Genomic DNA, 25927 nt, shown 5'->3' on the forward strand with positions numbered 1-25927 from the left:
AAAGGCCAGCGTGTGCTGGCCTCTGAGGATTACTTTTTCGCTTCCTGCCACTTGCCGTCAATGTAAAACGCTGACCAGCCCGTCGCTTTACCCTCTTTTTCAGAGGCAACGTACTGTTGTTTCGTTTTACGGCTAAAGCGCACCAACGTTTTATTGCCTTCCGGATCGGTTGCTGGCGCTTCGGCCAGGTATTTCAACTTCTCAGGCAGGCGATCGTGGAAACGTTGCAGTTCCTCCACCAGCGGTGCACGGGTTTCACGTGACTTTGGAAAGGTGTTAGCGGCCAGGAACACACCCGCCGCACCGTCGCGCAGCACAAAGTAGGCATCTGACTTTTCACACGGCAGTTCTGGCAGCGGCACCGGATCTTCTTTCGGTGGTGCCACATCGCCATTACGCAAAATTTTACGTGTATTCTTGCAGTCATCGTTGGTACAGGCCATGTACTTACCGAAACGCCCCATCTTCAGGTGCATTTCAGACCCGCACTTTTCGCACTCAACCACCGGACCGTCGTAACCTTTGATTCGGAACTCGCCCTCTTCGATTTCATAGCCATCGCATTCAGGGTTGTTACCACACACGTGCAGTTTGCGTCCGTTATCAATCAGGTAGCTGTCCATTGCCGTGCCGCACTTCTGGCAACGACGACGTGCGCGTAACGCATTGGTTTCCGCATCGTCCCCTTCCAGAATATTCAGCACTTCATTTTCTGGAATCAGGTTAATGGTTTGCTTGCAGCGCTCTTTCGGCGGCAGTGCGTAACCTGAACATCCCAGGAAAACGCCGGTACTGGCCGTGCGAATGCCCATTTTGCGGCCGCAGGTGGGGCAGTCAATGGTGGTTAACACCATCTGGTTTGGCTGCATGCCGCCTTCTTCAGGATCTTTCTCCGCTTGTTCCAGCTGCTGGCTGAAGTCTGAGAAGAAGCGATCAAGCACCGCTTTCCACTCCGCCTGATTGTTGGCAACCTGGTCGAGGCTGCTTTCCATATGCGCGGTGAAATCGTAATTCATCAGTTCGCGGAAATTTTCTTCCAGGCGATCGGTGACGATTTCACCCATTTTCTCGGCATAAAATCGGCGATTCTCAACCCGGACATAGCCCCGGTCCTGAATGGTGGAAATAATAGCGGCATAGGTCGAAGGCCGGCCAATTCCACGTTTTTCCAGTTCGCGCACCAGCGAGGCTTCGCTGAAGCGAGCCGGTGGCTTGGTAAAGTGCTGGCTTGGCAGCAATGCCTGCAGGCTCAGTTCGTCACCCACGTTCACCGGCGGCAAGGTGCGATCTTCATCGTTCTTGCGCAGGGCGGGCATGACCTTAGTCCAGCCGTCAAAACGCAGCGTGCGCCCTTTGGCCTTCAGTTTGTAATCCCCCGCTGTTACCGTCAGCGTGGTTGAATCATACTGAGCAGGTGTCATCTGGCAGGCAACAAACTGACGCCAGATGAGCTGATACAGCTTTTGTGCATCCGCTTCCATATCTTTGAGCTGCTCAGCCACCACATCCACGTCAGAAGGACGAATCGCTTCGTGCGCTTCCTGTGAATTCTCTTTGCTGGCAAAGGTATTGGCGTTGTCTGGCAGATACTTTTTACCGAAATTCCCTTCGATATAGCCGCGCACCATGGAAACCGCGTCCTGACTCAGATTGGTCGAGTCGGTACGCATATAGGTGATATGACCCGCTTCATAAAGTCGCTGTGCCATCATCATGGTTTTTTTGACGCCAAAGCCCAGGCGGGTACTCGCGGCCTGCTGCAGCGTAGACGTAATAAATGGCGCACCGGGTTTACTGCTGGTTGGCTTATCTTCGCGATCGGTAACGGCAAAGCGGGCTTTTTCAAGCAGCGCCAGGGCGGCATGCGTCTGTTCGTGATTGACCGGACGGAAAGGCTTATCACCCGCATGAGTCACGTCCATCGCCAGGTCATCGCCCTTCGGCGTCGTCAGGTTAGCGCTGAGTTCCCAATACTCTTCAGGAACAAACGCTTTGATCTCGCGCTCACGCTCAACCACTAACCGCACGGCAACCGACTGTACGCGGCCCGCGGATAACCCCCGCGCGACTTTTTTCCACAACAGCGGCGAAACCATGTAGCCCACAACACGGTCCATAAAGCGGCGTGCCTGTTGCGCATTAACGCGGTCAATATTCAGTTCGCCCGGCGTATCAAACGCCTGACGGATCGCATTTTTGGTGATTTCGTTAAACACCACGCGGCTAAAGCGTTTGTCGTCGCCGCCGATGACTTCCCGCAGGTGCCAGGCAATGGCTTCCCCTTCGCGGTCAAGGTCGGTTGCGAGATAAATGTGGTCAGCGTTTTCAGCCAAGGCTTTGAGTTCAGCGACCACCTTCTCTTTATTTGGCAGGATTTGGTAGTCCGCTTCCCAGCCATGATAGGGATCAACGCCCATACGGCTGACCAGCGCGGCCTTCTCGTCCTTCTTTACTTTTTTGACTTTTTTATCTGTCGAGGTTTCAGCACTTTTTTTGGCGGTTGAACCACTGGTCGGCAGATCCCGGATATGGCCCACGCTGGATTTCACCACGTAGCCACTGCCCAGGTATTTATTGATTGTTTTGGCCTTTGCCGGGGACTCAACAATAACGAGTGCTTTACCCATATTTACCTTTACCTAATGAATACGTCCTGCTCTACGGGAGAGGATTGGATGCCCAAAAACCCACGGGGTTCAATATTGCTACGCCTGTTTTTTATTTCAGGACGAGGGGCTCAATCTCTGGTCAGTGATTACAGTCCAATGCAACTTTATGATAAAAATCGCTTTTTCTGCCTGACTTAATCGCACTTCCCGGTGCAATATCCCTGGAATCTGAAACGCCCACACTGTACCTGATAAAATCTGTTACGCAACTTAATTAGCATCTGTTGTGAGTAAAGCCCCTTTTTACCCCTGCAGCCGTTTGTCGAACGATGCGATACGCAAGTAATATAGAAAGAATTGTCAGACTGTCAAAAAGGAGCCGACACATGCACAACCCGACTCAGGGTATTTCGCCCCAGGCACTACTGGAGATTGCCAATGCTCTGCTCAGGCAACATGATGATTATTTAGCCGGTGTCGCGGTGGAGGCGGTCAGTCAGCAGGGTAATGTGCTGGTCTTCCGTGGCCCGCTTTTTTTGGATGAAGAAGGGTTGCCAACGGCAAAAACCACCGCGGTCTTCAATCTCTTTAAACACCTGGCGGTTGAGCTGTCTCCCCGCTACCACCTGCAATAACAACAAACCCGGCTGAAGCCGGGTTTGTACTCATAACATCGGTTTATCACCGCGTTGCCACCACTTTAGCAGCAGGCGTTCAAATACCTGTCCTGAACTGTGGGTCAGGCGATCGATTCTTGAACGGCGACGCACGTAGTTCACGCCCAGCACGGTAAATTTATCCATGTGCTGAATAATCAGATCGTCACTGGTTGAAATACGATCGATCAGGCCTAACGTCAGGGCCTGGCGTCCGTACCAGTGCTCACCGGTGGCGACACGGTCGATGTCCAGTGACGGGCGCATTTCGTGAACGAACTGCTTAAACAACAGATGTGTTTCATTCAGATCCTGCTGGAATTTCTCACGCCCTTCCTCTGTGTTTTCACCAAACAGTGTCAGGGTGCGTTTGTACTGGCCCGCCGTATGCAGTTCAACATCGATATCGTTGCGCTTGAGCAGGCGATTGAAGTTAGGAATTTGCGCGACAACGCCAATTGAACCTATGACCGCAAAGGGCGCCGCCACGATCTGGCTGGCAACACAGGCCATCATGTAACCGCCGCTGGCCGCGACCTTGTCAACGGCAGCCGTAAGTGTTAATCCGGCGTCACGCAGGCGTTGCAACTGAGAGGCGGCGAGACCATAGCCGTGCACCATGCCACCCGGGCTTTCCAACCGCAGCAGGACTTCGTCACCGGGCTGGGCCACTGCCAGTATGGCAGAGACTTCTTCACGCAATGATTTCACTTCGCTGGCATCTATGCTGCCGTTAAAGTCGAGCACATAAAGCGTCGGCCTGGCGGTCTCAAGGCTGCCCTGCTTCACTGCGCGTTTCTCTGCTTTAGCCTTTTGTTTCTCGGCTTTCTTATTATTTTTTAACCACAGCTTTTGTGCCTGAGGTTTCATTTTCTCAAGCTGCAGATCCTCTTTCATTTTGCTGTAGTCATCACCGAGGTGGGTTAAACGGAGTTGCCCACCCTGGTGACGTTTGCGCTGTGCGGCGTTCACAACGATCATGACGATCGCTGCAATGGCAATCACCACCGTCACCGCTTTTGCTAAAAACAGTCCATAATTCAAAAGAAGTTCCATCGTGTCGCCTTATTAAACAGAGGATTACTGACAAAGGGTTAGTTTAACTGGTTTATTTTGGCGCGTCGCCTGAAATGCCAGCACCTGGCACAGAATGTACCTGTTGCTAATTGCGTCATGCCCTGAATTGAGGCATAAAGCGTGAAACCCTCACGTTGCGGGAGGCTCCCAACATGCATTACCAACCCAAACATGATTTACTTGCGAATCGCCTGATTCTCGTGACCGGTGCCTCTGACGGCATTGGACGAGAAGCCGCGTTAACCTATGCCCGCTTTGGTGCGGAAGTCATCTTACTGGGGCGCAGCGCCGAAAAGCTGCAGCAGACAGAAGAGGCGATTAATCAGTTAAACAAATGTCCGGCACACTCGGTCGTATTTGATCTGTCTGAGGCCACGCCGGCGCATTGCCACCAGCTGGCCGGGCAACTGGCACAGCGATTTTCACACCTGGATGGCGTCTTACATAACGCCAGTATTCTGGGTGACATCACGCCGCTGGCCGAGCTTGATCCCCTGGTGTGGCAACAGGTGATGAAGATTAATGTTGATGCGACTTTCTTCCTCACCCAGGCCCTGCTGCCGCTGTTGTTAAAATCAGATAGCGGCTCGCTGGTCTTCACCACGTCTAGCGTAGGCCGCACCGGCCGGGCAGGCTGGGGAGCCTATGCGGTATCGAAATTTGCCACCGAAGGCATGATGCAGGTGCTGGCAGATGAGTATAAAAATCATGCGTTGCGGGTCAACTGTATCAATCCCGGCGGTACGCGGACTAAAATGCGTGCCAGTGCGTTTCCGCAGGAAGATGCCAGCAAACTTAAAACCCCCGCCGATATCATGCCGCTCTACCTGTATTTGATGGGCGACGACAGTCGTCGCAAAACCGGTATCAGCTTTGATGCCCAGCCTGGCAGAAAACCCGGAGCGGCCGAGTAATGACGGATGTACGCCACCAACAGCGACAGCAGCGTTTGAAAGAACACGTCGATGCCCGCATTGCCGCAGCCAGTGAAGTCAGGGGCATTCTGATGGTGTTTACCGGCAATGGCAAAGGTAAGACCACGGCGGCGTTTGGCACCGCGCTCCGTGCCTGCGGGCATGGTAAGCGTGCCGCAGCCATTCAGTTTATCAAAGGCGAGTGGCCAAACGGCGAGCGTAATCTGCTGGAACAGCATGGCGTGGAGTTTCAGGTGATGGCTACCGGCTTCACCTGGGAAACGCAGAATCGCCAGACCGATACCGATGCCTGCCTTGCCGTGTGGCAACATGCTCAGCGCATGCTGGCCGATCCCCGGCTGGACCTGGTGATACTTGATGAAATCACCTATATGGTCAGCATGGATTATCTTCCGCTTGAGGCGGTGGTAACGGCCCTGAAACAGCGACCGGTGCATCAGAGCGTGATCGTTACTGGCCGGGGCTGCCATCGCACGCTGCTGGATATGGCCGATACGGTAACGGAAATGCGCCCCGTCAGGCACGCTTTTGACGCCGGTATTCAGGCCCAACAGGGCATAGACTGGTAGCGTTAATTAACACAATGCCATAAAGGTCAGGCGTGAATTCGTCTGACCCGCCCCTTTTTTTTGTCTTAATCAAATTATCAATCTGTTATCACTTTGCTATAGCTGTCATCCCCATCCCTTGCTCAAACGCGAGATGACCCACCACGCGCCCTTCCCGGTGTCGCGTTAAGGTTGTCGGGGCAATTTGGGCAGGCTGCTCACGGCCTTACCCCATTCAACTGGCGATCAATGTCATTTTTTCGCTTAGGTTTTACGCGCCCTTTCCAGTTAATGATGCCTGAAATTAACCCTTTCCCGCGCCAAAATTCATTGATCACAGTCACATTGTGCCGGGCCAGCCGGGCCGGAAACCGATCGGGATCACCCTTTTATGTTAAAGAAATGATAAAAATAATTTAGCTTTAATATCATCTCTATGTGCATGGTTAATCAAAACAACAGGTTAACTATTAACACGCTAAGTAATTCCATAAATTATTACCTTGCTTACTCACAATTAAATAACTTTTTGCCAATAAGAGGGCTGTTATTTTGCTGACCATACTGGGTTTTACGATGGTTGTTTGTTTCATGTATTTAATCATGACCAAACGCATGTCAGCGCTGATAGCGCTAATTCTTATTCCCACACTGTTCGCCCTGATAGGGGGATTTTACCAGGGTCTGGGCGCCATGATGCTCGATGGTGTGAAAACGCTGGCTCCAACGGGCGTGATGCTCACCTTCTCTATCCTCTACTTCGGCCTGATGATCGATGCGGGTCTGTTTGACCCCCTGGTGCGGTTTATTTTGAAAATCGTACGTGGCGATCCGCTTAAGGTCCTCGTCGGGACGGCCGTGTTAACGTTGCTGGTCTCACTGGATGGTGACAGCTCAACGACTTACATGATCGCGATTGCCGCGTTTCTTCCTCTTTACCGCAAGCTAGGTATGAACGTGCTGGCAATGACCTGTCTGGTTAACCTTGCAAGCGGTATCATGAACCTTTCTCCCTGGGGCGGCCCGACGGCCCGTGCGGCGGCGGCATTGCGCATTGACGCGCTGGACATTTTTATTCCCATGCTGCCGGCCATTTTTATCGCCTGCGTGGCCCTTGTCGGCCTGGCGTTTCTGTTTGGCCTGCAGGAACGTAAGCGCCTGGGGGTCATGAGCATCAACGATCACCATCTGGATAATATTGAGCTGGGCCTGGGCGATGCGGAAGAGTGCGCGGCGAATCGTCGACCCAAAATGTTCTGGCCAAACTTTATTCTTACCACGGTGCTGCTGGTTTTGTTGGTTATTGGCGCGATGCCTATCCAGATTCTGTTTATGCTGGCCTTCGCGATTGCGGTAATGCTGAATTACCCTACGCTGGAAGAGCAAAAGGCGCGTATTGGTTCCCATGCCAGTAATGTGCTGGCCGTCACAGCCCTGATTTTTGCCGCAGGTATTTTTACCGGCATCCTTTCCGGAACCGGCATGGTGGATGCCATGGCGAAGAGCCTGTTGGCGTTTATCCCCCACAGCTTTGGCCCCTATCTCGCGGTATTCACCGCATTAATCAGCCTGCCTTTTACCTTTTTTATGTCCAACGATGCCTTCTACTTTGGCATCCTGCCGGTCATTGCCCAAACGGCGGCCAGCTATGGGATTTCTGCTGAGGAAATTGCCCGCGCTTCGATTGTGGGTCAGCCTTTCCACCTGCTCAGCCCGCTGGTTCCATCGGTTTATCTCCTGGTCGGTCTGGCGAAAGTCGATATTGGTGACCACCAGCGTTTTGCCATTAAGTGGGGCATTTTAATCAGTCTGGTGCTAATGGCCGGGGGATTAATTACCGGCGCGTTTCCACTGTTCCACCGCTAAACCGGCTCAGATCACCTCTCCCTGACAGCAAAAAGCCGCAACGATCACGTTGCGGCTTTTTTATTAATCCGGCGCTTCAGCTCAGCCTGATATCAGGTCGCGTTGCGTTTGCTGCCCGGATTACGACGCGCAGGTCTGCCACTGGTCTGGCTGTGGCGTTTAACGGCACGACGGATCTGGTTGGCTTTGGTGCGACGGCGATCTTTTTCGACAGCCAGCTTGGTGACGGTCTCATCGTCCATTCCCACCATATTGCGCAGATAGTTAACAGCAGGGAGATCAAGCTCCATCCAGCCACCGCGTGGTACGCCTTTTGGCAACGTGATATCGCCATAGCGAACACGCATCAGTCGACTCACCTGAACGCCCACCGCTTCCCACAAACGACGAACCTCCCGGTTGCGTCCTTCGGTCAGGGTTACGTTATACCACTGGTTAATCCCTTCCCCCCCGGCAAAGCGCAGCGTTTTAAATGCCGCAGGGCCATCTTCAAGCTGCACACCTTTACTGAGCTGACGAATTTTGTCGTCATCAACCTGACCAAACACGCGCACCGCATATTCACGTTCAACTTCACGGCTGGGGTGCATCAGGCGGTTAGCCAGTTCACCATCCGTTGTGAACAGCATCAATCCACAGGTATTGACGTCAAGGCGGCCCACGGCGATCCAGCGCGAACCGCGCAGGCGCGGCAGTCGGTCAAAGACTGTAGGGCGCCCTTCCGGATCGCTGCGGGTACAAAGTTCACCTTCAGGTTTGTAATAGGCGAGAACACGGCAGACTTCTGTTGCTGATTCAGCAATCGACACCAGATGACCGTCAATACGGATCTTCAGGGCTTTGCTGTTTTCGATACGATCGCCGAGAGTGGCCAGCTTGCCGTCAACGCTCACGCGCCCGGCAGCAATCATCGCTTCAATTTCACGACGCGAGCCATGACCGGCACGCGCTAAGACTTTTTGTAACTTTTCGCTCATGGAGCTACCTCATTGTCGCCTTCCCAGGCGTCGGATGGATTAGGAATTTAACCTTAAAAATCAATGGTTTATATTTTCCTGTTGGCCCCATTATACAGGATGTCCCTCTTAATGTAACCCGTATTATGGCATTGCCCTGATGCGCGCCGCAGGTAAGTAAAAATCAGCATGAAAACAGATGAAACCCACCGCTCGTCTGTTACGCATCAACACGGCTGAAGGCAAGGTAAGCGAAGCCTGTCCTTTATTATAATAATGAAAACGTCGTCTTTGAAGCCGGGCTCGCGCCACGCCTTGTCTGCATAATTATCAGAAAGGCGCCTCCTCAGATCCTCAGCATACTGTCGTCTGGATTCACGGCTGTCCGCGCTCTTTTCTGTAACAGGTCCCCGGCAGAGATTTATTTGTCCTCAACGCAAAATGTAACGCTTTGTTACTTAATTTTATCTAATGTTTCTCAGATGAGCGACTATAAAACTTTACGCGTCATCTGTTTTTAAAATGGCTATAAAACAGATTTGTATTTAATGATTTCTGTACTATGGATTTACCGTCAAACAATTTAAGCAGAACGCTAACGGCTTCTGCGGTGACAACAACAGTTCCATGAGGAAGGTTATTTAGCGCACCCCATTTAATTTGAGTTAAATAAAATTCGGGCAAAATTTCACTTAACTCAAATAAACGCGTGGCCATTTAGCCTGCACAGGAATGCGCAAAACCCAACCCTTCCATGCCGTACAGCTGCGTTTTTTACCTTGTAAAACAACAGTAGTCGCATGACAAAGCTATACAAAGATAAAAAAATTGTACAATTTTAATTATTGTCCGATAATACCCTTGTGTTGACCTGATTGGGTTGGCCTGCTGCTCATGTAGTCGTACTGTTAATAAAGCAAAAGTTAATTAAAAAAATTGGACTAATATGAATTTTAGCCGATAACCCTTATGCGACCTTTCTGGCCGTCTAATTCTGAGAACCTTACAGGCTTCGGTATCTTTATCGCGGCAGTATGAAAAGACAGCTAACTGGTTGTTATTGAATATTTATAAACCGGCGCATCAGGAATATTGCGTTAATACGGCTCACGATGAGCTTTAATTTGCATGTCTTGAATCTTCACCAGGGATTTTACTGACATGCTCACCTGAAGACATCATTATGCAAAAACAGTTTTTATGCCTGGCGCTTATGACGCTGGCGCTAAGCGGTTGTTCTGTGGGTCACACTGAGTACAGCCGTACGGCAATGCAACACGTGGATATGAGTGTGACAGGCATCCCTACCATTCTCGGTTTAGGGACGCTGGGCACCAGCATTCCTCTGACGCCTGACTACAGCCTGACTGCCGCGCACGTGGCTAAATTTGCCGTGCAGCGCGTGAAGTCCTATCACCCTTATTGCGACCTTGCGATTATTTATCACAAGAATCCCCCGAATACGCTGACCCAGTTCCGCAGCACCGATATTGGTGATGCGGTGAAAATGTACGGATACAGCTATATCTCCGCCATGCCGGTGGAGTCGAAAGGGGTAAACCTGGCGCGCACAGCCATTCGTAATACCTGGAATAAAAGCCCTTGTATCGCGATGGCGTCTAACGCCGGTGTGGTTCAGGGCATGTCCGGCGGCGGTGTTTACAACAGTGATGATACGCTGGGCGGGGTTATCGTAGGTTATTCAGATGCCATTAAAAATGGCCGCAGTGGAAAAGTGATTTTAAAAGACGTGTCACTGTATATCCCTTACGGCCAGTTTAAAAACTGGTTACAGGCGACCCTTCCGGCCACCCGTAAAACCTGAGTGTATTACAGAAAAGGCGTAACATCCCCCACACCTTCACGGACGACTTCAGGTGCATCGCTGGTCAGATCGATGACGGTGGTGGGCTGCTGTCCTAGCGTGCCACCGTCAATAATTAAATCGACCAGTTTGCCAATACTGTGTTGAATATCTTCCGGATCGGATTCAGTAAAGTCATTACCCGGCAGAATTAACGAGGTGGACATCATTGGCTCGTTTAGCGCCTCAAGCAGCGCAAGCGCGACCGGATTTGAAGGTACGCGTAATCCAATCGTTTTACGCTTATCATTCATCAGACGACGCGGCACCTCTTTGGTCGCCTTGAGAATAAAGGTGTAATTACCTGGCGTGTTATTTTTAAGCAGCCGGAAGGCGCTATTACCGACCTGAGAATAGACTGACAGCTCAGATAAATCACGGCACATCAGGGTGAAGTTGTGATGACCGTCCAGCTGACGGATGCGGCAAATTCGCTCCATCGCCCCTTTCTCTTCCAGCCGACACCCCAGGGCATAACCCGAATCCGTCGGGTAGACAATAACGCCACCTTTATTCAGGTACTCTACCGCCTGATTAATCAGGCGCGGTTGCGGATTATCTGGATGAATATGAAACAGTTGACTCATAGAAACCTCTTATCCCCTTTCCGTACATTCGACTGCGGGTGCCAGCGCGGGAAAACGTTCCCACACCGGTTCAACCCCCGCGGGCAGCCACAATTTGCGGCCAAGTTCGATCCACGGGCAGGGTTGATGAAAATCAGAACCTTGCGATGCTGCCAGGCTGTTATCTCGGGCGTATTGCGCTAACGTCGTTCGCTCATCAGGTGCCTGCTGGCACTGCGCCACTTCGATAGCATCCCCCCCCGCGGCGCTAAAAAACGCGACCAGGCGCTTTAGCCATTTTGCCGATAATCCATACCGTCCCGGATGTGCCAGCACGGCACATCCACCAGAATGGTGAATAGCATCAATAGCTTGATTAATTGTACACCATAGGGGCGGGACGTAGCCGGTTTTGCCTCGTGCCAGATAATTTTTAAACACCTGGGCCATATTGTTGGCCTTTCCCACCTCAACCAGGTAGCGGGCAAAATGGCCACGCGTAATCATTCCGCCATCAGCCAAACGCATAGCCCCAGCCAGCGCATCCGGGATCTGGGCCTTTTCAAGCCGTTCAGCAATGCGATGTGCGCGTTCCAGCCGCGTCGCATACTGACCGGCAAGGAACTGAGTCATGACCGGATGCTGAATATCAATATTGAGGCCGACGATATGAATCTCATGGTTTTCCCACAGCGTGGAAATTTCAACACCGGCTAAAACGCTAATGGGCAGTTGCTGATCCCGTACGGTCTGCTGCGCCTCGGTCACGCCCGCAACGGTGTCGTGATCGGTAATGGCCAGCACCCCGACGCGCATGTCGACCGCGCGCTCAACCAGCGCCTGCGGCGACAGTAATCCGTCTGAAGCCCGTGTGTGACTATGAAGATCGTAAAGCGGAAAACGGGCGATATCGCTCAAAACAACTCCTGCTGGCTACTGCTCGGGTCAGCATAATAACGATTTTATCGGTCACTGAAAAAGTGTATTGACATTTTTGTCGCGAACCAGTTAACTAGTACACAAGTTCACCGCAAACGGGTATTTGATCATGAAAACTGTTATTACGCTTTTGATGGGTTGGTGGCGCAATGTTTCCCAGTACGGGCGACGTTGTCGTGCACACCTAGCGTAAACACTGTGCAGATACCTGAGCCCGCCACCGAGCGGGCTTTTTTTTGGACGATATTCAGAGAAATCATCATGCTCAATGCAAAACCTACAGTGAAGTTAATTACCGGCAGCGCGCCCTATCGGGAAGATCCTGCCGCGGTGTTTCACCAGTTATGCGGTGCGCGTCCGGCCACCCTGTTACTCGAATCGGCGGACATTGACAGCAAAGAAAACTTACAAAGCCTGATGATTGTCGACAGCGCCCTGCGCATTAGCGCGTTGGGCAATCGCGTCACCTTTCAGGCGCTGTCTGACAATGGTCGGGCACTGCTGCCGCTGCTGGATGACGCGTTACCCTCTGACATTCTGAATGAACCGCGTCCTGACGGCCGTGTTCTGACCTTTCCTGCGCCTCAGGATCAGCAGGATGAAGATTCCCGCTTGCGCGCCCTGTCGGTATTTGATGCCCTGCGTCTGATCCCGCAGTTGGTGAATTCACCCAGTGAAGAGCGTGAAGCCGTGTTTGTTGGCGGGCTGTTCGCCTATGACCTGGTTGCAGGCTTCGAAGATTTACCCGAGCTCAGCAGCGAGCAACGTTGCCCCGACTACTGCTTCTATCTGGCGGAAACGCTACTGGTGCTGGATCACCAGGCGCGCAGCGCACGCCTGCAGGCCAGTCTGTTCAGCGCTTCCACCTCTGAATTTCAGCGTCTGCAGCGCCGTATTGAGCAACTGCATGGGCAGATGTTACAGGCTGCGCCGGTATTGCCGGTTCAGCCTGTCGAAACCATGACGCTGACCACCAGCCAGAGTGATGATGAGTATTGTGAGGTGGTGCGCAAAATGCAGGAAGCCATTCGCGTTGGCGAAATCTTCCAGGTTGTGCCCTCACGCCGCTTTTCGCTGCCCTGCCCATCTGCGCTGGCGGCTTACGACACGCTGAAACGCAGTAATCCAAGTCCTTATATGTTCTTTATGCAGGACCAGGACTTTTCACTGTTTGGTGCCTCGCCTGAAAGTTCGCTGAAGTACGATGCCGCTTCACGTCAGATTGAAATTTACCCCATAGCCGGTACGCGTCCACGTGGTCGTCACGCCGACGGCTCCCTGGATCGCGATCTCGACAGCCGCATTGAGCTGGAAATGCGCACGGACCACAAAGAGCTGGCAGAGCACCTGATGCTGGTCGATCTGGCGCGCAATGACTTAGCCCGTATCTGTCGCCCCGGCAGCCGCTATGTTGCCGATCTGACCAAAGTGGACCGCTACTCTTTTGTTATGCATTTGGTCTCACGCGTCGTCGGCACGCTGCGCGATGATCTTGATGTGCTGCATGCCTATCGCGCCTGCATGAACATGGGCACCCTTAGTGGTGCGCCAAAAGTCAGAGCGATGCAGTTGATTGCCGAAGCTGAGGGCACCCGTCGCGGCACCTATGGCGGCGCAGTGGGCTATTTCACCGCTAACGGTGATTTAGACACCTGCATCGTGATCCGCTCAGCCTATGTGGAAGACGGCGTGGCAACGGTGCAGGCCGGGGCCGGTGTGGTACTGGATTCGAACCCGCAGGCCGAAGCGGACGAAAGCCGTAATAAAGCCCGCGCGGTGCTGCGCGCAATTGCCACTGCTCATCACTGCAAGGAGATTTTCTGATGGCTGACATCCTGCTGCTGGACAACATCGACTCTTTTACCTACAACCTCGTCGATCAGCTGCGCACCTTCGGGCATAACGTGGTGGTTTATCGCAATACGATGCCGGCGTCGCTGTTGCTCGACCGACTGCACAGCATGAATAATCCGGTGCTGATGCTCTCTCCCGGACCTGGCGCACCGAAAGATGCGGGCTGTATGCCAGCGTTGCTGCGCGAGGTTCGCGGAAAGCTGCCGGTTATTGGTATCTGCCTTGGGCATCAGGCAATCGTGGAAACCTACGGCGGCCACGTCGGCCAGGCGGGCGAAATTCTGCATGGTAAAGCCTCTGCCATCAGTCATGACGGTGAAGCGATGTTTGCCGGGCTCAGCAATCCTCTTCCCGTTGCCCGTTATCACTCACTGGTTGGCAGTAATACACCCGATGAGTTAACGGTGAATGCCAGCTACAACGGCATGGTGATGGCGGTCCGTCACGAGAAAGATCGCGTTTGCGGGTTCCAGTTTCATCCGGAATCCATTTTAACCACGCAGGGCGCACGTCTGCTTGAACAGACGCTGGCCTGGGCGCTGGCGAAGTAACAGGGAGCAAGGTATGAACACGATTCTGGAAAAACTTTACCAGTCGCACATCCTGACGCAAGACGAGAGTCATCAGTTGTTTAGCGCCATCATCACCGGTCAGCTTGAACCTACTCAACTGGCCGCCGCGCTGATTGCTATGAAGGTGCGTGGCGAAAACCCCGAGGAGATTGCCGGGGCGGCCTGTGCCTTACTGGAAGATGCTAAACCCTTTCCTCGCCCGGATTATGCCTTTGCCGATATTGTCGGCACCGGTGGCGATGGCAGTAACAGCATTAATATTTCCACCGCCAGCGCGTTTGTTGCAGCAACCTGCGGCCTGAAGGTGGCGAAACACGGAAATCGCAGCGTATCCAGCAAATCAGGTTCTTCCGATCTGCTGGCGGCGTTCGGCATCGATCTTGATATGCCTGCGGCGCGGGCACGCAAAGCGCTGGACGATCTTAATGTCTGTTTCCTGTTTGCCCCCCAGTACCATACGGGCTTTCGTCATGCCATGCCGGTGCGCCAACAGCTGAAAACCCGCACGCTGTTTAACGTGCTGGGGCCGCTGATTAATCCTGCACGTCCACCGCTGGCCGTGATTGGGGTTTACAGCCCCGAGCTGGTGTTGCCCATCGCGCAGACGCTAAAAGTTCTGGGTTACCAGCGCGCGGCAGTGGTACACGGGGGCGGCATGGATGAGGTGGCCCTTCACGATGTCACCCATGTAGCGGAGCTGCGTGAAGGTGAGATTACCCGCTATCAGCTGGCGCCAGAGGATTTCGGCTTTGGCTTCCATCCTAAAGAGGCGCTGGCCGGCGGCACGCCCGAAGAAAACCGTGACATTCTGACACGTTTACTCCAGGGTAATGGCGAGCAGGCCCACGAGGAGGCGGTTGCCGTCAACGTGGCGATGCTGCTCAAAGTGTTTGGTAATGAAGATCTCCGTGAAAATGCACAGCGTGCGCTCAATGCCATCCGTAGCGGTCAGGCTTATGAGCGCGTGGTGGCTCTGGCAGCAAGAGGATAATCATGCAGGGTACAGTGTTAGATAAAATCGTGAAAGACAAAGCCGTTTGGGTTGAGGCGCGTAAGCAGCAGCAACCTCTGGAGAGTTTCCAGCAGCGAGTGGCGCTTTCCAGCCGTAGTTTTTATGACGCACTGCAGGGCACCCGCACTGCCTTTATTCTGGAATGCAAAAAAGCCTCTCCATCCAAAGGGCTTATTCGTGATGATTTTGATCCTGAGATGATAGCCGGGGTTTATCGCCACTATGCCTCTGCCGTTTCCGTATTAACGGACGAGAAATACTTTCAGGGTGACTTCGCCTTTTTGCCCGTCGTCAGCGCAGCCATTACGCAGCCGGTCCTGTGCAAAGATTTTATTATCGATCCGTATCAAATTTACCTGGCGCGTTACTACCAGGCGGATGCCATCCTGCTGATGCTCTCTGTGGTTGACGACGAGCAGTATCGCCAGCTGGCCGCCATTGCGCACAGCCTGCAGATGGGCGTCCTGACTGAAGTCAGTAACGAGCAGGAGCTGGAACGCGCGATTGCGCTGGAAGCCAAAGTGGTCGGCATCAACAACCGTGACTTACGCGATCTCTCCATCGACCTTAACCGGACCTGTGAACTGGCCCCGCGCCTGGGCCCCGGCGTCACCGTGATCAGCGAGTCGGGCATCAACAACTACCGGGATGTCCGCGAGTTAAGCCACTTTGCGAATGGTTTCCTCATCGGCTCTGCGCTAATGGAAGAAGAGGATCTTCATGCCGCCGTGCGCCGCGTCACCTTAGGCAGCAATAAAGTCTGCGGTCTGACCCGTCCTGAAGACGCCTGCGCGGCCTGCGAGGCAGGTGCCATTTTTGGTGGTTTGATCTTTGTTGAAGGTTCGCCGCGTCAGGTTGATACCGAGCGTGCACGCGCGGTCATGGCTGGCGCACCGCTAAAGTATGTTGGCGTGTTCCGCGATGCCGCTATAAGTGACATTGTCACCAAAACAGAGGCGTTACAGCTGAGTGCCGTGCAACTGCATGGCGATGAAGACCCGGCCTATGTGGCTGAGCTTTATCAGGCGCTGCCAGAAAACGTGCAAATCTGGAAAGCGCTCAGCATCCAGACGACCCTGCCCGAACGTCGCTGGCCCCATGTTGACCGCTATGTCTTCGATAACGGCAACGGTGGCTCGGGCCAGACATTTGACTGGTCGCTGCTAAAAGGACAGGACCTGAAGAATGTTCTGCTGGCAGGAGGACTGAGCGCTGACAACTGCGTCGAAGCCGCTCAGTTAGGCTGTGCAGGGCTGGATTTCAATTCGGGCGTGGAAAGCGAGCCGGGTATTAAAGACGCCAGCAAAATTGCCTCGGTATTCCGGACGCTTCGCGCCTACTGATTGACCTGGCCCGTGTGTTGACGGGCCAAAAAAAAGGATAGCAAAACATGACCTTACTTAATCCCTATTTTGGCGACTTCGGCGGCATGTATGTGCCGCAGATTTTGATGCCGGCCTTGAAACAGCTAGAAGAAGCTTTTGTCAGCGCGCAAAAAGATCCGGAATTCCAGGCTGAATTTACCGATCTGCTGAAAAATTATGCTGGCCGCCCCACAGCCTTAACCCTGTGCAGTAATCTGACCAAAGGGTCGAAAACCCGCCTGTACTTAAAGCGCGAAGACCTGTTGCACGGCGGCGCGCACAAGACCAACCAGGTGTTAGGGCAGGCTCTGCTGGCTAAGCGCATGGGCAAAAACGAAATCATTGCCGAAACCGGTGCAGGCCAGCATGGCGTCGCCTCTGCCCTTGCCTGCGCGCTGCTGGGCATGAAATGTCGCATCTATATGGGCGCCAAAGACGTAGAGCGGCAGTCGCCGAACGTCTTTCGTATGCGCCTGATGGGCGCCGAGGTCATCCCGGTGCACAGCGGCTCTGCCACGCTGAAAGATGCCTGCAACGAAGCGCTGCGCGACTGGTCAGGCAGTTATGAAACCGCTCACTATATGCTGGGCACCGCGGCGGGTCCGCACCCGTTCCCGACGATTGTGCGTGAGTTTCAGCGCATGATTGGTGAAGAGACCAAAAAGCAGATTCTGGAAAAGGAAGGTCGCCTGCCGGATGCCGTGATCGCCTGCGTCGGCGGGGGCTCCAACGCCATCGGTATGTTTGCCGACTTTATCGACGAAGAGAAGGTGAAGCTGATTGGTGTTGAACCGGCCGGACACGGGATTGAAACCGGCGAACACGGTGCGCCACTGAAGCACGGCCGCGTCGGCATTTACTTCGGTATGAAAGCCCCGATGATGCAGACTGACGAAGGGCAGATTGAAGAGTCATACTCAATTTCAGCCGGACTCGACTTTCCTTCTGTCGGTCCTCAGCACGCTCACCTCAACAGTATTGGTCGGGCTGACTATGTTTCGGTAACCGACCATGAAGCGCTTGCTGCCTTTAAAACGCTGTGCCGCGCCGAAGGTATCATTCCTGCCCTGGAGTCGGCGCACGCGCTGGCCCACGCGCTGAGAATGATTAAGGCAGAACCCGAGAAAGAGCAGTTGATTGTCGTCAACCTTTCGGGTCGCGGTGATAAAGATATCTTCACCGTCCACGATATTCTGACTGCGCAGGGAGAAATCTGATGGAACGTTACGATCGACTGTTTTCACGTCTGGCAGAGAAGAAAGAAGGCGTATTTGTGCCTTACATTACTCTGGGAGATCCTTCTCCAGACCTATCGCTACGCATTATTGATGCCCTTGTTGAAGGTGGCGCTGATGCTCTTGAGCTCGGTATTCCCTTCTCTGACCCGCTCGCTGACGGACCAACTATTCAGGGCGCAGGCCTTCGCGCCTTTGCCGCTGGCACCACCACAACACAATGCTTTGAGATAATTGCAAGCGTACGCCAGAAATACCCTGAACTGCCGATTGGCTTGCTGATGTATGCTAATTTAGTCTTTAACAATGGCATCGAAGAGTTTTATACACGCTGTGAACAAGCAGGGGTTGATTCCGTATTAATTGGTGATGTTCCCGTGGAAGAGTCTGCCCCATTCCGCCAGGCTGCCATGCGCCACAACATCGCCCCTATTTTCTTCTGCCCGCCAAATGCAGATGATGAACTTCTGAGACAAATATCTTCACATGGTCGTGGGTACATTTATGTGCTTTCACGAGCTGGCATTACCGGTGCTGAAAATCGCGCCAACCTGCCTCTAAAGCATTTGATCGATAAAATGCGTGAGTACAATGCGCCGCCATCCTTACAAGGTTTTGGCATCTCCGAACCTTCTCAGGTGAAAGAAGTCATTGATGCCGGCGTGGCTGGGGCGATTTCAGGTTCTGCCGTAGTAAAAATTATCGAGAAAAACTTGGCTCAGCCCGAAGTGATGCTGAATGAATTAAAAGACTTTGTCTCAAGAATGAAAGCCGCCACCCGCTAATTCCCCACATGCCTTACCGCCCGGTAAGGCATGATTTCCCTGTTTTTTTTCATTCCCGGTTTGCTAATTTCGGATTTTCTGCACCACAATTAACAGGCGCCGTTATGGTAACGTCGCATCCAATTTGTGACAGGGAGAGAAGCAATGAAATGGTTTAAAGTGCTGGCAAGTGCCATGGTCGCGGCTGTTGTTGCATTAACACTGAGCGCCTGTGCGCCAACGCCAACTAAAGAAGGCACCGGCGGTTATATCGATGACACCGTCATCACCACGAAAGTAAAAGCAGAACTGTTAAAAGATGAGTCGCTGAAATCGACTGAAATCAACGTTGAAACCTTTAAGGGTAAAGTGCAGCTCAGCGGTTTTGTCAGCTCGCCGCAGATGGCTAACCATGCCGTCCAGGTTACCCGCAGCGTGGCAGGCGTAAGATCCGTCGTTAATAACATGCAAATTAAATAACGTCGGTTAAAAAATGTAGGGCCACGTTGACGTGGCCCTTTTTTTTATCAGAAACGGTAACCTGCGCCAAAGAAGAACACCCAGGGATCCACGCGCATATGGATATTCTGCTGCTGATCGCCCGCTTTGAATTTCACCTGCGTATCAATATCCATGTACCACAGGGAAGCGTTCAGCATCCAGTCGCGGTTGATCTGGTAATCCAGCCCCACCTGCCCGGCAACGCCCCACGAATCCTTCAGGCTGAGATCGCTCAAGCCCGCATCCCGTCCGGTCTGGTTAAAATCGGCATCATAGAAGGTGGTGTAGTTAACGCCGATGCCCACATAGGGACGCACCTGACTCTGGCTGTCAAAAAAGTAATACTGTGCCATCAGCGTGGGCGGCAGCTGACGTACCGTCGCCAGGGTGCCGGTTGGGCCCAGCCCGACTTTATGACGAAACGGCGTGGCGGCCAGAAGCTCAACCCCGATATTGTCAGTGGCCATATAGGTAAAGGTTAAGCCCAGCTGAGTGTCGTTGCTTGCGCTAAATGACCCCATTCCCAGCACATTGTCTGAGCCTTCGGTGGGTCGGACTGTGGCACTTCCTGCCCGGACAAAGAAATCGCCCGCCTGGTGAGCCAACGCAAATTGCGGTAATGCAAGCGCCAGCAGCATGGCGCATTTAGCCAGTTTCATATTCACTCCTGTGAGAAATTGAATGCCTGCACTGAATCATTTTTTTGTCCGCACAGATTTAGCGCGATTCATTGTCAATTGCATCTAAATCAACCCGGAAAAATGATTTAAAAAACAATGAATTGATTCAAATCAATTTTGCGTGCTCTGGTGGTCGCTAAATATCCCTTGCCGAAACCGTAACGCCGCATTACTTTGCTGATCTCCCCAGACTGTTTTGCTTCGATGCCTCAGAGGTGGCGAGCGATCAAATGAGCGATACTCTCAACCCTTGTATTAGCTGTGGTGCCTGTTGTGCCCACTTTCGCGTCTCTTTTTACTGGGCAGAAGCCGATGACGCCGGGGGGCTGGTGCCCACGGAATTAACGGAGCCCCTGAGTCTGTTAATGCGGAATATGCGCGGCACGAACGATCGCACACCGCGCTGTGTCGCGCTCAAGGGCGATATTGGCGGCTGTGTTTCGTGCAGTATCTATGAAAACCGGCCTTCTCCCTGCCGTGAGTTTGAGATGTCTGGAGAACAGGGGATTTGGAACGAAGGCTGCGACCGGGCCAGAGCGCGCTTTGGCCTTCCCGCACTTTTTCACCCATCTTTACCTGATATGACAGAAAGTTATCGGGTTGCGGGTGCCAGCGAGCCGTCAGAACATGTACAATCGCCGGGTTAATTAACCCGGTTCTTTCAAGGAGAGTACATGTCTATCACGGCAAGCTCGTTATACCGTGACACTGGAAATTTTTTTCGTCATCAATTGTTCACCCTGGTGCTGATGTCGCTGCTGACCGCGTTTGTCACGGTCATGCTGTTACACGTTCTGACGCCCGGTGACGATCAAATGGCGATATTGCAGCAAGGCGAAATTAGCAGTACCTCGCTGTTCGATATGGTGCAGAGCATGTCACCCGAACAGCAACAGGTGCTGCTGCGCGCTTCTGCAGCGGGAACGTTTGCGGGGCTGGTGGGGAATACGCTGCTGTTGGGCGGTATGCTGTGCCTGATTCCGTTGGTTTCGTCAGGCCAACGCGTAAGTGCGCTGCGAGCGATTGGCGCCTCTGCCCCCTTGCTGCCAAAGCTACTGCTGCTGACGTTTCTCGTTACCCTGGTGGCGCAGCTGGGCTTTATGGTACTGGTGGTTCCGGGCGTATTGCTGACCATTGTGCTGTCGCTGTCGCCAATCATTCTGGCGAGTGAAAAACTCGGCGTTATCGCCGCAATGCGCGCCAGCATGCGAATGGCCTGGAAAAACGTGAAGCTGATTGCCCCTGCCATTATCGTATGGTTACTGGCTAAGCTCGCCGTGATGTTTTTCTTTACCTCATTAACCCTGTTGCCCATGAATGTTTCAACGGTGATTTTCACCGCCATCGGTAACCTGGTTTCGACCCTGTTGGTGATTTATTTGTACCGGCTTTATATGCTGTTACGTTGATTGTCCGTGCGCCTTCCGGCGCACTGGCAGGCCATGCAGCCTTAACTGGAATGACTATGAAGCAGCTACTCGACTTTCTCCCCCTTGTTGTTTTCTTTATTTTTTATAAGTTGTACGACATTTTTGTGGCGTCGGGCGCGCTGGTTGTCGCGACCGGACTGGCGCTGGTTGCGAGCTGGGTGCTGTATCGCAAGCTTGAGAAAATGACGATTTTCACCTTCGTTCTGGTGGCCGTCTTCGGCACGCTGACGCTGGTTTTCCATAATGATGAATTTATTAAGTGGAAAGTCACCGTCATCTATACCCTGTTTGCGCTGGCGTTACTGTTCAGCCAGTGGTTCATGAAACAGCCGTTAATACAGACCATGCTGGGTAAAGAGCTGGAACTGCCTGACCACGTCTGGCGAAATCTCAACATCGCCTGGGCGCTGTTTTTCTTGATTTGTGGCCTGGCAAACATATATGTTGCGTTTTGGTTACCTCAGTCAGTCTGGGTTAACTTCAAAGTGTTTGGACTGACCGGCCTTACGCTGCTGTTTACGCTGCTGAGCGGCGTCTATATCTGGCGTAAGATGCCGCAACAAGAACAAAAATAAACCTGTTGTCCGCTCAGGCGGGCAACGTCTCTCTCAGACTTAAGAAACCAGAGCAATGGACGATAAACATAAATTGCCCAAGGGCGAAATGGTGATGCGCACCCTGGCGATGCCAGCGGATACAAATGCTAACGGCGATATCTTCGGTGGCTGGTTAATGTCACAAATGGATATGGGTGGCGCGATCCAGGCTAAAGAGATTGCTGAAGGCCGCGTCGTCACCGTACGCGTTGATGGTATGACCTTCTTAAAACCCGTCGCAGTGGGCGATGTCGTCAGTTGCTATGCGCACTGTATCCGCACCGGCAACAGCTCGATGACGATTAACGTTCAGGTATGGATCAAGAAGGTGTCATCTGAACCTATCGGGCAGACATATTGTGCTACCGAAGCCGTGTTTATTTACGTCGCGGTGGACAACGAGGGGCATCCTCGCCAACTGCCAGCAGGACGGGATAACCAGTCCTACCCTGCCTGATAACAGGTTTTCGGTGCTGAATCTGCCCTGCAGATAATTCCCTGTTGCCGTAAGCGACGCGCAGGTTGCGATCGCTCACGGCGCCACAAGCGCCCTTCAGACAGCCTTTCTCCGGCTATTCGATGCTGGCCCCGCCGTTAATTTTGAATACGATATTCATCGTCAGGCCGCTGCCCGGTTTTCCACTCTGATAACGCCACGTTCGCATGGCCTGCTTAACGGTACGTTCGAACATATTGCGCGGTTCGGCAGAAAGGATTTCGATATTATCGACCCGGCCGTCGCTGTCTACGTCAAATTTTACCCTGACGCGTCCTTCAACGCGCAAGGCCGCCGCCCGTGGCGGATAAGACGGCTTGCTGATATTAAGCGCTTTGGGCCCGGAGGAAACACTTTGCGTGGGTGCTGCCGACGGCGTACTTTTTGGCGCGGTGGCAGGCTTGCTTTGGGTGGCGGCCGTATCATGGCTGAACGGATTTGCCTGCGGTTTCACGTCCTGACGCGGTTTCACCTCGCGCTTGGGTTGTTCACGCTTAGGCTCGTGACGGGGCTTTGGCTTAGGCTTAGGTTCAGGTTTGGGGATCGGCACCGGTTCGGCTTTTGGCGGCTCTGGCGCAGGTTGAGGCTCCGGTACGGGTTCCGGTTCTGGCTGAGGCGTCGGTTGCGGCGCGGGTTGGGCGATTGCAGGTTCTGGCTGAACGGCCGGTGCAACCATCGTCACGCTAATCGGCTGTGATGCTTTAGGTAACTCAATGGTCTGATGAAAAGACGCATAAAGAACACCCGCAATGACTGCACCGTGCAGTGCAACAGACAAGATCATGGCGACAGGCGTGCGTTTCGGTAAGGGCATAGTCAGCGTGGTCATAGCAATCGCAGTAGTGAAATCAAGTCACGATTTTAAATGCAAATAGCAATCAGTTTCAATAACCTCCTTGTTTTGCGGCTAAAAAAGCCTGTTTAGCCCAATATGCTGCAGAGGCCATTGACGCAAGGTTTCGTTTGCACTCTACTTAACTATCCCTTACCGTGTTGCCAAATTTAAGAGTTAATGGGAGCGCCCAATTGCTTTACGTCATTTATGCTGAAGATAACGCCGATTCTCTGGAAAAACGCAACGCCGTGCGCCCCGCTCACCTGGCACGTCTGAAGCTGTTACATGAAGAAGGTCGGTTAATCGTCGCCGGTCCTATGCCTGCGGTCGACAGTAACGATCCGGGCGTTGCGGGCTTTACCGGTTCCACCGTCGTCGCCGAATTCCCGTCGCTGGAAACGGCGCAGGCCTGGGCTGCAGACGATCCCTACATCGCCGCCGGTGTTTACAAGCAGGTTAGCGTTAAGCCGTTTAAGCGCGTCTTCTGATTTAACTCCGCAGCCAAAAAAGAGCTTCCGGGCAGCCGCTCAGAAGCTTTTTTTTCGAGATGATATTTTATGCAATCGATTATTATCACCCTGTTGCTGGTGATTATGCTGTTAGTAGGTGCGGCGCTTTATCTGTGGCGAAAACACGGCTGGCGGAATAAAAAGCACCTGATCGTCATGCTGATCGTCCTGGCCGCTGCGGTACAGCTGGTGAACGTCAAGTTATTGATGACCGGGCATTAATGTCTCAGCCGCGCCGGGCGGCTGGTCGATTACAGATTTTGTGTGATAAACAGAATCGAACGACGCTGCTGCTGCGCCAGTTGATGGCGAATTCCGTGAATCCGTTTATAGCGACGTGACTGCCCCTCGAGCCAGCGTGAACGTCTGCGCTGTACCTGACGTAACATTCTCCAGCGGGCCACTTCGTTTCTGCTTCGTCTCATCACTTCCTCTCTGGCATCAAACTCACGCGCACGCATTATAAAGATCTCTGAGCGAATGCCAAATCGGATCTCTCATCGAAACGCCGCTATTATTAAGGGTTTCGCTCCCCCTCATCTCCACGTAAACTTCTCTGACTCAAGCGCGAACAGGATGTCCACTTAATGACCACGTTTTACACGCTTATCAGTTGGTTGCTGTTGTTTGGTTACTGGTTACTGATTGCCGGGATCACGCTGCGCATCCTGATGAAGCGACGGGCCGTTACCTCAGCGATGGCATGGCTGCTGATTATCTTTATTCTGCCGCTGGTTGGCATCATCGCGTACTTGTCCTTTGGCGAATTACATTTGGGTAAGCGCCGCGCTGAACGCGCACGTACCATGTGGCCTTCCACCGCTCGCTGGTTAAATGATTTAAAGAAACGCAGCGAAATTTTTGCGACAGATTACAGCGACGTCGCACGATCGCTGTTTCAACTGTGCAACAACCGCCAGGGCATTGCGGGCGTAAAAGGCAATCAGTTGCAGCTTCTGACCAGCTCTGATGACGTCATGAAAGCCTTGATTCGCGATATCCAGCTGGCTCGCCACAATGTCGAGATGGTGTTCTATATCTGGAATCCGGGCGGTCTGGCGGATGAGGTCGCCGAGTCGTTAATGGCCGCGTCACGCCGCGGCGTTCACTGCCGCCTCATGCTGGATTCAGCGGGCAGCGTGGCGTTTTTCAGAAGCCCCTGGGTGGGCATGATGCGCAATGCAGGCATTGACGTCGTTGAGGCGCTCCAGGTGAGCCTGCTGCGCGTATTCCTGCGCCGTATGGACCTGCGTCAACATCGTAAAATGGTGCTGATCGACAACTATATTGCCTACACCGGCAGCATGAACCTGGTTGATCCGCGCTTTTTTAAACAAGAGGCCGGCGTAGGCCAGTGGGTTGACCTGATGGCGCGCATGGAAGGTCCGGTTTCCACCGCCATGGGAATTGTCTACAGCTGTGACTGGGAAATTGAGACCGGTAAGCGTATTTTGCCGCCGCCGCCAGACCGCAATATCATGCCGTTTGAACAGGAAAGTGGGCACACGGTGCAGGTTATCGCCTCCGGTCCCGGTTTTCCGGAGGATTTGATTCATCAGGCCCTGCTCACGGCGGTGTATTCAGCGCGTGAGCAGCTTATCATGACCACGCCCTATCTGGTGCCGAGTGACGATCTGCTTCATGCCATTTGCACGGCGGCCATGCGGGGCGTTAACGTGAGTCTTGTGGTTCCCCTTCACAATGACTCTTTGCTGGTCGGCTGGGCCAGCCGCTCCTTCTTTGGCGAGCTGCTTGAGGCAGGGGTAAAAATCTACCAGTTTGAAGATGGCCTGCTGCATACCAAAAGCGTGCTGGTGGACGGTCAACTGAGCCTGGTGGGAACCGTTAACCTGGACATGCGTAGCCTGTGGCTGAATTTCGAAATTACCCTGGCTGTCGATGATGCCGGATTCGGCAGCGATTTGGCCTGCGTGCAGGATGACTATATTGCCCGTTCGCGTCTGCTCGATCCCAAACGCTGGGCAAAACGTGCCTGGTGGCAGCGGATTGTCGAACGACTGTTTTACTTCTTCAGCCCTTTACTGTAAAACGAGCGAAATTAC

The 25927-nt window shown here is 53.1% G+C and carries 26 protein-coding genes, 1 pseudogene and 1 other annotated feature; of the genes and pseudogenes, 18 read left to right on the plus strand and 9 right to left on the minus strand.

Annotated features, from left to right (window positions below; genetic code table 11):
- Positions 1–29: 29 nt before the first annotated feature.
- On the minus strand, positions 30–2627 hold the full coding sequence (gene topA / locus NYE92_RS04310) for a type I DNA topoisomerase (protein ID WP_013025933.1): 2598 nt from the start codon (positions 2625–2627) through the stop codon (positions 30–32).
- A gap of 368 nt (positions 2628–2995) precedes the next feature.
- Between topA and NYE92_RS04315 the strand changes: the two genes are divergently transcribed.
- On the plus strand, positions 2996–3244 hold the full coding sequence (locus NYE92_RS04315) for a YciN family protein (RefSeq protein WP_105080272.1): 249 nt from the start codon (positions 2996–2998) through the stop codon (positions 3242–3244).
- 30 nt (positions 3245–3274) lie between these two features.
- Here NYE92_RS04315 and sohB read toward each other — a convergent pair whose 3' ends face one another.
- Positions 3275–4321, minus strand: coding sequence for a protease SohB (gene sohB, locus NYE92_RS04320; RefSeq protein WP_019105137.1), 1047 nt, complete (start codon positions 4319–4321; stop codon positions 3275–3277).
- A 173-nt stretch (positions 4322–4494) separates the two neighbouring features.
- Between sohB and NYE92_RS04325 the strand changes: the two genes are divergently transcribed.
- From NYE92_RS04325 to NYE92_RS04335, 3 genes are all read left to right on the plus strand, one after another.
- Complete coding sequence (locus NYE92_RS04325; protein WP_064373868.1) at positions 4495–5256, plus strand: YciK family oxidoreductase; 762 nt, start codon at positions 4495–4497, stop codon at positions 5254–5256.
- Entirely contained in the window at positions 5256–5846 is a 591-nt protein-coding gene (gene cobO / locus NYE92_RS04330; protein WP_259018623.1) for a cob(I)yrinic acid a,c-diamide adenosyltransferase, read from the plus strand. Before NYE92_RS04325 ends, cobO begins: the two co-directional genes overlap by 1 nt.
- A 531-nt stretch (positions 5847–6377) precedes the next feature.
- Positions 6378–7691 (plus strand): CitMHS family transporter, encoded by a 1314-nt coding sequence (locus tag NYE92_RS04335; RefSeq protein ID WP_013025938.1) that lies wholly within the window; start codon positions 6378–6380, stop codon positions 7689–7691.
- Between the two features lie 92 nt (positions 7692–7783).
- On the opposite strand, the gene rluB is transcribed toward NYE92_RS04335, so the two are convergent.
- Positions 7784–8668 (minus strand): 23S rRNA pseudouridine(2605) synthase RluB, encoded by an 885-nt coding sequence (gene rluB / locus NYE92_RS04340; protein ID WP_014593812.1) that lies wholly within the window; start codon positions 8666–8668, stop codon positions 7784–7786.
- 486 nt (positions 8669–9154) lie between these two features.
- Entirely contained in the window at positions 9155–9364 is a 210-nt protein-coding gene (locus NYE92_RS04345) for a hypothetical protein (RefSeq protein ID WP_259018624.1), read from the minus strand.
- A gap of 466 nt (positions 9365–9830) precedes the next feature.
- Here NYE92_RS04345 and NYE92_RS04350 point away from each other — a divergent pair, with 466 nt between their 5' ends.
- On the plus strand, positions 9831–10472 hold the full coding sequence (locus NYE92_RS04350; protein WP_014605735.1) for a hypothetical protein: 642 nt from the start codon (positions 9831–9833) through the stop codon (positions 10470–10472).
- Between the two features lie 5 nt (positions 10473–10477).
- On the opposite strand, the gene NYE92_RS04355 is transcribed toward NYE92_RS04350, so the two are convergent.
- Together NYE92_RS04355 and rnm are read right to left on the minus strand one after the other, a co-directional pair.
- Positions 10478–11098 (minus strand): L-threonylcarbamoyladenylate synthase, encoded by a 621-nt coding sequence (locus NYE92_RS04355; RefSeq protein WP_013025941.1) that lies wholly within the window; start codon positions 11096–11098, stop codon positions 10478–10480.
- A 9-nt stretch (positions 11099–11107) separates the two neighbouring features.
- Positions 11108–11995: an RNase RNM gene (gene rnm, locus NYE92_RS04360; RefSeq protein ID WP_014605733.1), complete on the minus strand. Its 888-nt coding sequence runs from the start codon at positions 11993–11995 to the stop codon at positions 11108–11110.
- A 154-nt stretch (positions 11996–12149) separates the two neighbouring features.
- Positions 12150–12254: a sequence feature (Trp leader region), on the plus strand.
- A gap of 23 nt (positions 12255–12277) precedes the next feature.
- Here rnm and NYE92_RS04365 point away from each other — a divergent pair.
- From NYE92_RS04365 to NYE92_RS04390, 6 genes and pseudogenes are all read left to right on the plus strand, one after another.
- Positions 12278–13840: an anthranilate synthase component 1 gene (locus tag NYE92_RS04365; RefSeq protein ID WP_014605732.1), complete on the plus strand. Its 1563-nt coding sequence runs from the start codon at positions 12278–12280 to the stop codon at positions 13838–13840.
- Positions 13840–15433 (plus strand): annotated as a pseudogene (gene trpD / locus NYE92_RS04370) (bifunctional anthranilate synthase glutamate amidotransferase component TrpG/anthranilate phosphoribosyltransferase TrpD). Before NYE92_RS04365 ends, trpD begins: the two are co-directional and overlap by 1 nt.
- 2 nt (positions 15434–15435) lie before the next feature.
- Positions 15436–16797, plus strand: coding sequence for a bifunctional indole-3-glycerol-phosphate synthase TrpC/phosphoribosylanthranilate isomerase TrpF (gene trpCF / locus NYE92_RS04375; protein ID WP_259018625.1), 1362 nt, complete (start codon positions 15436–15438; stop codon positions 16795–16797).
- A 47-nt stretch (positions 16798–16844) separates the two neighbouring features.
- Entirely contained in the window at positions 16845–18035 is a 1191-nt protein-coding gene (gene trpB, locus NYE92_RS04380; RefSeq protein ID WP_022623219.1) for a tryptophan synthase subunit beta, read from the plus strand.
- Entirely contained in the window at positions 18035–18838 is an 804-nt protein-coding gene (trpA, locus tag NYE92_RS04385) for a tryptophan synthase subunit alpha (protein ID WP_014605730.1), read from the plus strand. The genes trpB and trpA overlap by 1 nt, the downstream gene beginning before the upstream one ends.
- Positions 18839–18982: 144 nt before the next feature.
- A complete protein-coding gene (locus NYE92_RS04390; protein ID WP_014605729.1) occupies positions 18983–19297 on the plus strand; it encodes a BON domain-containing protein in 315 nt (104 codons plus the stop codon).
- Between the two features lie 47 nt (positions 19298–19344).
- Here the strand turns inward: NYE92_RS04390 and ompW are convergent, their stop codons facing one another.
- Complete coding sequence (gene ompW, locus NYE92_RS04395) at positions 19345–19977, minus strand: outer membrane protein OmpW (RefSeq protein ID WP_015700211.1); 633 nt, start codon at positions 19975–19977, stop codon at positions 19345–19347.
- Positions 19978–20228: 251 nt separating this feature from the next.
- Between ompW and NYE92_RS04400 the strand changes: the two genes are divergently transcribed.
- From NYE92_RS04400 to yciA, 4 genes are read left to right on the plus strand one after another with little or no spacing between them, the layout of a single operon-like run.
- Positions 20229–20645, plus strand: a complete 417-nt coding sequence (locus tag NYE92_RS04400; RefSeq protein WP_024471791.1) for a YkgJ family cysteine cluster protein — start codon at positions 20229–20231, stop codon at positions 20643–20645.
- A 27-nt stretch (positions 20646–20672) separates the two neighbouring features.
- A complete protein-coding gene (locus NYE92_RS04405; RefSeq protein ID WP_013025951.1) occupies positions 20673–21407 on the plus strand; it encodes a YciC family protein in 735 nt (244 codons plus the stop codon).
- Between the two features lie 56 nt (positions 21408–21463).
- A complete protein-coding gene (locus NYE92_RS04410) occupies positions 21464–22003 on the plus strand; it encodes a septation protein A (RefSeq protein WP_014605727.1) in 540 nt (179 codons plus the stop codon).
- Positions 22004–22058: 55 nt separating this feature from the next.
- The gene (gene yciA / locus NYE92_RS04415) at positions 22059–22481 is read left to right on the plus strand and encodes an acyl-CoA thioester hydrolase YciA (protein ID WP_013025953.1); all 423 of its coding nucleotides are present in this window, start codon (positions 22059–22061) and stop codon (positions 22479–22481) included.
- Positions 22482–22596: 115 nt separating this feature from the next.
- Here yciA and tonB read toward each other — a convergent pair whose 3' ends face one another.
- A complete protein-coding gene (gene tonB / locus NYE92_RS04420; protein WP_015700208.1) occupies positions 22597–23349 on the minus strand; it encodes a TonB system transport protein TonB in 753 nt (250 codons plus the stop codon).
- 197 nt (positions 23350–23546) lie between these two features.
- Between tonB and NYE92_RS04425 the strand changes: the two genes are divergently transcribed.
- Entirely contained in the window at positions 23547–23843 is a 297-nt protein-coding gene (locus tag NYE92_RS04425; protein ID WP_014605725.1) for a YciI family protein, read from the plus strand.
- A 69-nt stretch (positions 23844–23912) separates the two neighbouring features.
- Positions 23913–24086 carry a hypothetical protein gene (locus tag NYE92_RS04430; protein WP_013025956.1) on the plus strand — a complete coding sequence of 58 codons (174 nt, stop codon included), beginning with the start codon at positions 23913–23915 and terminating at the stop codon, positions 24084–24086.
- Positions 24087–24115: 29 nt separating this feature from the next.
- Here NYE92_RS04430 and NYE92_RS04435 read toward each other — a convergent pair whose 3' ends face one another.
- Positions 24116–24289, minus strand: coding sequence for a YciY family protein (locus tag NYE92_RS04435; protein WP_006119368.1), 174 nt, complete (start codon positions 24287–24289; stop codon positions 24116–24118).
- A gap of 162 nt (positions 24290–24451) precedes the next feature.
- Between NYE92_RS04435 and cls the strand changes: the two genes are divergently transcribed.
- Positions 24452–25912: a cardiolipin synthase gene (gene cls / locus NYE92_RS04440; protein WP_013025958.1), complete on the plus strand. Its 1461-nt coding sequence runs from the start codon at positions 24452–24454 to the stop codon at positions 25910–25912.
- Positions 25913–25927 lie beyond the last annotated feature (15 nt).

The sequence above is a fragment of the Pantoea sp. B566 genome (assembly GCF_024793925.1).
In the GTDB taxonomy this organism is placed as follows: Bacteria; Pseudomonadota; Gammaproteobacteria; order Enterobacterales; family Enterobacteriaceae; genus Pantoea; species Pantoea ananatis.

Excerpts from the sequence above, each read along its gene's own strand:
- topA (WP_013025933.1), bottom strand. The coding sequence starts at position 2,627 with ATGGGTAAAGCACTCGTTATTGTTGAGTCCCCGGCAAAGGCCAAAACA.
- NYE92_RS04315 (WP_105080272.1), top strand. The coding sequence starts at position 2,996 with ATGCACAACCCGACTCAGGGTATTTCGCCCCAGGCACTACTGGAGATT.
- sohB (WP_019105137.1), bottom strand. The coding sequence starts at position 4,321 with ATGGAACTTCTTTTGAATTATGGACTGTTTTTAGCAAAAGCGGTGACG.
- NYE92_RS04325 (WP_064373868.1), top strand. The coding sequence starts at position 4,495 with ATGCATTACCAACCCAAACATGATTTACTTGCGAATCGCCTGATTCTC.
- cobO (WP_259018623.1), top strand. The coding sequence starts at position 5,256 with ATGACGGATGTACGCCACCAACAGCGACAGCAGCGTTTGAAAGAACAC.
- rluB (WP_014593812.1), bottom strand. The coding sequence starts at position 8,668 with ATGAGCGAAAAGTTACAAAAAGTCTTAGCGCGTGCCGGTCATGGCTCG.
- NYE92_RS04345 (WP_259018624.1), bottom strand. The coding sequence starts at position 9,364 with ATGGCCACGCGTTTATTTGAGTTAAGTGAAATTTTGCCCGAATTTTAT.
- NYE92_RS04350 (WP_014605735.1), top strand. The coding sequence starts at position 9,831 with ATGCAAAAACAGTTTTTATGCCTGGCGCTTATGACGCTGGCGCTAAGC.
- NYE92_RS04355 (WP_013025941.1), bottom strand. The coding sequence starts at position 11,098 with ATGAGTCAACTGTTTCATATTCATCCAGATAATCCGCAACCGCGCCTG.
- NYE92_RS04365 (WP_014605732.1), top strand. The coding sequence starts at position 12,278 with ATGCTCAATGCAAAACCTACAGTGAAGTTAATTACCGGCAGCGCGCCC.
- trpCF (WP_259018625.1), top strand. The coding sequence starts at position 15,436 with ATGCAGGGTACAGTGTTAGATAAAATCGTGAAAGACAAAGCCGTTTGG.
- trpB (WP_022623219.1), top strand. The coding sequence starts at position 16,845 with ATGACCTTACTTAATCCCTATTTTGGCGACTTCGGCGGCATGTATGTG.
- trpA (WP_014605730.1), top strand. The coding sequence starts at position 18,035 with ATGGAACGTTACGATCGACTGTTTTCACGTCTGGCAGAGAAGAAAGAA.
- NYE92_RS04390 (WP_014605729.1), top strand. The coding sequence starts at position 18,983 with ATGAAATGGTTTAAAGTGCTGGCAAGTGCCATGGTCGCGGCTGTTGTT.
- ompW (WP_015700211.1), bottom strand. The coding sequence starts at position 19,977 with ATGAAACTGGCTAAATGCGCCATGCTGCTGGCGCTTGCATTACCGCAA.
- NYE92_RS04400 (WP_024471791.1), top strand. The coding sequence starts at position 20,229 with ATGAGCGATACTCTCAACCCTTGTATTAGCTGTGGTGCCTGTTGTGCC.
- NYE92_RS04405 (WP_013025951.1), top strand. The coding sequence starts at position 20,673 with ATGTCTATCACGGCAAGCTCGTTATACCGTGACACTGGAAATTTTTTT.
- NYE92_RS04410 (WP_014605727.1), top strand. The coding sequence starts at position 21,464 with ATGAAGCAGCTACTCGACTTTCTCCCCCTTGTTGTTTTCTTTATTTTT.
- yciA (WP_013025953.1), top strand. The coding sequence starts at position 22,059 with ATGGACGATAAACATAAATTGCCCAAGGGCGAAATGGTGATGCGCACC.
- tonB (WP_015700208.1), bottom strand. The coding sequence starts at position 23,349 with ATGACCACGCTGACTATGCCCTTACCGAAACGCACGCCTGTCGCCATG.
- NYE92_RS04430 (WP_013025956.1), top strand. The coding sequence starts at position 23,913 with ATGCAATCGATTATTATCACCCTGTTGCTGGTGATTATGCTGTTAGTA.
- NYE92_RS04435 (WP_006119368.1), bottom strand. The coding sequence starts at position 24,289 with ATGAGACGAAGCAGAAACGAAGTGGCCCGCTGGAGAATGTTACGTCAG.
- cls (WP_013025958.1), top strand. The coding sequence starts at position 24,452 with ATGACCACGTTTTACACGCTTATCAGTTGGTTGCTGTTGTTTGGTTAC.